The organism is Victivallis sp., assembly GCF_048170485.1.
GTDB lineage: Bacteria > Verrucomicrobiota > Lentisphaeria > Victivallales > Victivallaceae > Victivallis.
The window spans coordinates 1-5,493 of the sequence record NZ_DBEXAY010000306.1; the positions used below are offsets into that span (position 1 = coordinate 1).

Below are 5,493 nucleotides of genomic sequence, written 5' to 3' on the forward strand. Positions count from 1 at the left end.
AAAAAGGCGAAATAGTAAAGGATACCAGAAACGCCACCCATGAGCTGCAAGCTCAGAAAATACTTCGGAGCCAGAACGATGCCGAATTTGAAGACAATTGTCGAAGCCGCCCGGGAAACAATGAAGAACGATGCGGTCATCCTGACCGCGGTGGAATACCGGAACCGGCGCGCCGCGCGTTTCCAGGTCTATTTCTGGGATGAACACCAGGCGGTCATGGACATCATCAGCCGGAACGATCTGCTGGAGAACTGGCCGGACGCCGGCGTCTATCTTCTCGACACCGCCGCGGCCGATCCGGACGATGTGCTCCGGCCGGTCCGCCGCTTCGAAGGAGAGGAGGAGATCTTTCTGCGGACCTCCGACGAAGATGCCGAGGCGGATGAACTCGGCACCCTGCCGACTGTGCTCTTCATGGAGGCGGTCGAAGCGATCTGCGCCCTGAAGGACGAAATCAAGCTGTAGCCACCGGGAAAAGGGCGGCGGATTCCCGCTCCCCCGGCCTCACGCGCCGGCACCGGCTCCGGTCAGCATCCGCAACCGGCGACCGCCGCGTGGAAAACGAATCCGGAATGCGGCCCCCTTCCCCGGCACGGAAACGACGCCGAACTGCGCGCCATGCTCCCGGCAGACCCGTTCGATGATCATCATGCCGATGCCGTTTCCCCCTGCCTTGTGGGTTTTGAAGGCGGTGAACATGGTATTGAGCTCCTCCGGTGTGATTCCCTTGCCGGTATCGGCGAACTCGACCAAGAGATTATCGGAGTCGGCATACCCGAAAATCTCCAATTTTCCGCCGTTGCTCATCGCCTGAACCGCGTTGCGGATGATGTTGTAAAACGCCTGCTTGAGCTGAGAAGCGTCCCCGGAAACCGGCGGCAGTTTCTCCGCGCCCCAGGTGCAGTTCACCGTCACCTGCCGCGCTTCGATCTCCGGGCGCATGAAGTTGAGCACATCGACGATCAAACTCTTGACGTCGACCGGAGCAAACTTCGGCTCTCCCGGCCGGATCGCCGTCAGAAAACCGTGGATGATGCTGTCGAGCCGCTCGACCTCCCCTTTGCAGCTGCGCACCATCTCGGCCATCTCTTCCGGAGGAATCTCCACCTTGCCGCTGAACGAACGCTCCAGAAGCTGAAGGTTCAGATAGAGGCTGTTGAGCGGATTGCCGATCTCATGCGCCACCCCTGCAGCCAGAAGCGAAACGGCGGAGGCGGTCTCCCGCTCCAGCTCGGACATGGTGCGGTTGCGGCTCTCCGTCACATCGCGGATGATCGCCGCCGCCAGTCCGGCATCCTCCGGAAACGGCACCAGGTAGAACTGAATGAACCGCCGGACCGGGTAGAGAATCTCCACCTCCTGCCGGGCCACCCGGGTCCACTCCTCCTCATCTTCGCGGAGAATGCGCCGCCAGTCCACCCCCTGCAGCAGCTGGGAAACCCGCAGATGCGAAAGGTCTTCCGGCAAGGCGAGCAGCTCCTTCGCCGCGCGGTTGAAATAACGGATTTTCAACCGCCGGTCCACGACCAGAATTCCCTCTTCCACCGCATTGAACACCGTTTCGAAAAATCCGCGTTCCCGGGCGAGGCGCAGGATGTAGGCCTGACGGCTGTTGGCATCGAGATCGTCGAGCCGTTCACTGAAACGATCCAGAAAATTTTTATTGACGCCCATTGCATTCTCTCCATATCGTGTCATTAATATACAATAGCACAATGCAACCTGAAACTCAACCCCGGAGGTTCCCATGGCGTGGCTCTCCTGCCGCCTGCTCCCGCTTCTCACCCTTGCCGCCATCTGTTCCGCGGCGGAACTGCCGCCGATTCTCGACATCGACGCGGGGCGGGAACAGCCCCGGATTCAGGAGACCGGCAGTCTGCTCGCCATCGACGCTCCTGGGACCGACAACCGCGCCGGCACTCCGCCCGGCATGCTCGCCGCCCGGCTGGCGGAAAACGACAAAATCTTCCGCTGGAGCCCCTCCCCCGCGGCCTCGCGAATCACCGGCGGAGCCGCTCTCGCGGCGGCGGCGCTGTCGCCGGATGAAAGCGTGCTGGTCATCGCGGAAACGGTCGGCGCTCCGGCAGGTCCGAACTCGACCCGCCTGCTCTATTTCAATGTGCTCAACGGCAAACTGATCAATGCCAAACTGCTGGAGGGGCGCCGCCTCGCCAGTCTGGAGTTCGCCGGATATGACCGGCTGCTGGCAATCGAAGCGCCACAGCCGGAACTCAACCGCCCGGAACGGCTGCTGCTCTTCGACCCGGCGGACCCGGCAGATCTCCTGGAATCGGCGCCGGCGGAAACCCCGATTCTCTCCGCCGTTTCGGACGGCACCCGCACCTGGTACACCTGCCGCGGGAATCCCTATTTTCTGCGATTGGAAAACGGCACGTTTCAGGCCGCACCGCAACGACAGCGCACTCTGGTGCCCGATCCCCGTCTGGTGCTCACCGCCGACCGGAAGCATCTCCATCTCTTCGGCGCCGGGCGGGTTGAGTTCTACAAGCTCACCCTCCGGGGAGCGGAACTCGTCTCGTCAGTGGAACTTCCGGCGGCCGCGGTTCCGGAGTGGGGCGCCGCGGCCTCGGCCGACGGCAGCTGGCTGGTGCTGGGAGCGGCGAACCGTCCCGCCTGGCTGGTCGGCCGGAACACGGTCCGTCAACTGGCGGACAAATGCAGTGCCCTCGGCAGTCTTCTGCCGAACGGGGAGTTTCTTCTCGGCGTGCCGGTCAATGAATCACTCGCCCTCTACCGGCTGCCGGAAAAGAGCACCCCGTCCGCAACCGTTTCCCCCCGCAAACTCAAACCGGTCAACCGGAACGACAACTTCCGCATATTCCCCCTCTCCGGAACCCGCCCGCGCGTATTGCAGATCGACCATCGCGGCAATTTGTGGCTGCTGGAAATCCGTCCGCGCCGCTGGGTCAAAACCGCGCTCTACACGGTCGAATAAACCGGTCAGTGAACGTCGAACAGCCGGCGGGTGAGTTCGATGTATTGCGAAACGGTGAGTTTGTCCGGCCGGATTTCCGTCGGCAGCTGGAGCGCCTCCAGAGCGGCCAGCGAACGCTCCCGCCCGTAGTTGGAGGAGAGCACCTTGCCGAGCTGTTTGCGCCTCTGGGCGAAGACGGTCTTCACCACGCCGGGCAGCAACCGGAGCACTTCCGGCTCCGGCGCGCGATCGTGAAGCCGGAAGGAGACCACCGCGGACTCCACTTCCGGCGGCGGGAAGAACACCTCCGGGGGCACAATTTTCTCAATTTTCACCTCATACCGGAGCTGGGTCCGCACCGAAAGCGCCCCGTACTCCTTCGAGCCGGGCGCGGCGGCAAGCCGCTCGCCCATCTCGCGCTGGAGCATGAAAAACATCTCCCGCGGCGGCTGCGGCAACTCGAGCATCCGGGCAATGAAGATCGTGCTGATCGAATACGGCAGATTGGCGATGGCCCGGAACGGCTCCCCGGCCGGAAGCAGTTCCTGATAGTTGACCCGGCAGGCGTCCGCCTCGGTCAGGTGAAAGTTCTCCTGCGGCAGATTCTCCCGCAGATAACCGGCAATGCGGTGGTCGAATTCGACGGCGTACACCTGCGCGCCGGTTTTCAGCAGACGACGGGTCAGCGCGCCGAAGCCGGGACCGACTTCGAGGATGATCTCCCCCTTCTGCGGTTTCCCCAGCCGGACGATCGCATCGAGCAGATTCCCATCGAGCAGGAAATTCTGCCCGAGGCCGCGCCCCGGACGCATCCCGATCGATTCGAGCGCGGCAAGCAGCTGCTGTTTGTTCATCGCTCAATGCCCGCCGTGGCAACAGCATCCGCCGCCGCACTGATGGGTTCCGGCCGCCGGGCAGTCGTGGCGCGCGGCACAGGAGGCCGGACCGCTCTTCGTGACGGCGGCAAATACGCTCAACTGCTTCTCCATCTCCGATGAACCGCAGGCGGGACAGGTTGCGGGAGAGTCGTAACGCGGCAGCAGAAGTTCGGCATCCTTACCGCACTTCCGGCAGTGAAATCGAAAAATCGGCATAACATCACCTCGATCTGAACCATTCAAAACCAGTCCGGTAATGTACACCCGAATCGGACGGAATTCCAGTAAAAAGTCCTCCGTCACAAGACAAAACGGCGGATTCCCCGGAGATTTCCGGAAGAACCCGCCGCCGATGCAATACCGCTCTACTTCAGGAAAAGCTCGATCACCGGCACGGTGGAGCCGGTCGGCAGCTGAACCGGCAGCTCCAGAATCAGCTCGCCTGTGCCGGCGGTCTGATGAAGCGCCTCCTCCTTCCGGGGACGAATCCGGATCTCACTGCCGTCAGCCAGCAGCTGCGCGTAACGGACCTTGTCGGCAAGGTTCGGCAGCGTGATGTGCTTGAAAGGCCATGCGAAGCAGTGCAGATAGAGACGGCGGGTTTCCGGATTCCAGGTATAGCGGCAGTCCGGCGGGGCCGGGAACTCTTCCGGAGCGGCGCCGCAGCCGTAGATCGACCGGGAGTTATACTTCATCCACTCGGCATATCCGGCGAGCCGGTCGAGCGCACGCTGGTCGATGTAGCCGCGCGAAGTCGGGCCGACGTTCATCAGCAAATTTCCGTTGCGGGAAACGTGGTTGACCAGCATCTGAATGCACATTTCGACGCTCTTCCAGCTGGTTTCATCGCGATGGTAGCCCCAGGAGCCGGAGAAGGTCTGGCATCCCTCCCAGACCACCGGATTGCCCTCCTCGTCGGTCATGCCGCGGTCGGGAGTGAACTGTTCGGGAGTGACGATGTCGCCGGAACCGGGCAGATCGAGCCGGTTGTCGACGATGATATCCGGTTGCAGCGAACGGACCAGTCGAATCATTTTTTCCGACTCCCAGTCATCACGCCCCTTGCCGCGGGACGGATACGAGAAGTCGAACCAGAGCACATCGATTTTGCCGTAGTTGGTCAGAAGTTCGGTCACCTGGTTGCGCATGTACTCCGCGTAGCGGTGCATGTCGCGCCCCTTGTTGAACTCGTCGTGATCGACCTTGTCCCAGAGCGGATGAATCTGATCGATGGTGAAATCCGGATGGTGCCAGTCGATCAGCGAATAGTAGAAACCGACCCGCAGCCCCTCGGCGCGGAAGGCATCCACCACTTCCCGCAGCAGATCGCGTCCGGCCGGCGTGTTCGGCGCCTTGTAATCGGTGTATTTCGTATCCCACAGGCAGAATCCTTCATGATGTTTGGTGGTGATGACGAAATATTTCATCCCCGCCTCGCGCGCCGCCTTCGCCCACTGCTTCGGGTCGAAGAGATCCGGGTTGAAGAGATCGAAATAGACCTGATAGGTTTCGTTGTCGATCTTCTCGTTATGGCGCACCCACTCGTGCCGCGCCGGCATCGAATAGAGCCCCCAGTGGATAAACATGCCGAAACGATCGTGCGTGAACCAGGAGGTGTCTCCCTTGCCGTAGTTGCCCATTCTTCCATCCTTTCCAGTCGTTGAGTTCGGGAACTGTTTT

At 61.7% G+C, this 5,493-nt stretch carries 6 protein-coding genes; 2 read left to right on the forward strand and 4 right to left on the reverse strand.

The window, feature by feature from the left end; translation table 11 throughout:
- Positions 1-78: 78 nt before the first annotated feature.
- Positions 79-465, forward strand: a complete 387-nt coding sequence (locus tag ACMLHG_RS15995) for a hypothetical protein (RefSeq protein WP_417171131.1) — start codon at positions 79-81, stop codon at positions 463-465.
- Between the two features lie 39 nt (positions 466-504).
- On the opposite strand, the gene ACMLHG_RS16000 is transcribed toward ACMLHG_RS15995, so the two are convergent.
- Entirely contained in the window at positions 505-1,674 is a 1,170-nt protein-coding gene (locus ACMLHG_RS16000; protein WP_417171132.1) for a sensor histidine kinase, read from the reverse strand.
- Positions 1,675-1,747: 73 nt separating this feature from the next.
- On the opposite strand from ACMLHG_RS16000, the gene ACMLHG_RS16005 reads away from it, so the two are divergent.
- A complete protein-coding gene (locus tag ACMLHG_RS16005) occupies positions 1,748-2,956 on the forward strand; it encodes a hypothetical protein (RefSeq protein WP_417171133.1) in 1,209 nt (402 codons plus the stop codon).
- Between the two features lie 5 nt (positions 2,957-2,961).
- Here the strand turns inward: ACMLHG_RS16005 and rsmA are convergent, their stop codons facing one another.
- The 3 genes from rsmA to ACMLHG_RS16020 all read right to left on the reverse strand — a co-directional run bounded on the left by rsmA (position 2,962) and on the right by ACMLHG_RS16020 (position 5,453).
- A complete protein-coding gene (gene rsmA / locus ACMLHG_RS16010; RefSeq protein ID WP_294435930.1) occupies positions 2,962-3,789 on the reverse strand; it encodes a 16S rRNA (adenine(1518)-N(6)/adenine(1519)-N(6))-dimethyltransferase RsmA in 828 nt (275 codons plus the stop codon).
- Positions 3,790-3,792: 3 nt separating this feature from the next.
- A complete protein-coding gene (locus tag ACMLHG_RS16015) occupies positions 3,793-4,029 on the reverse strand; it encodes an FmdB family zinc ribbon protein (protein ID WP_295806352.1) in 237 nt (78 codons plus the stop codon).
- A 149-nt stretch (positions 4,030-4,178) separates the two neighbouring features.
- Positions 4,179-5,453, reverse strand: a complete 1,275-nt coding sequence (locus ACMLHG_RS16020) for an alpha-L-fucosidase (protein WP_294435932.1) — start codon at positions 5,451-5,453, stop codon at positions 4,179-4,181.
- Positions 5,454-5,493 lie beyond the last annotated feature (40 nt).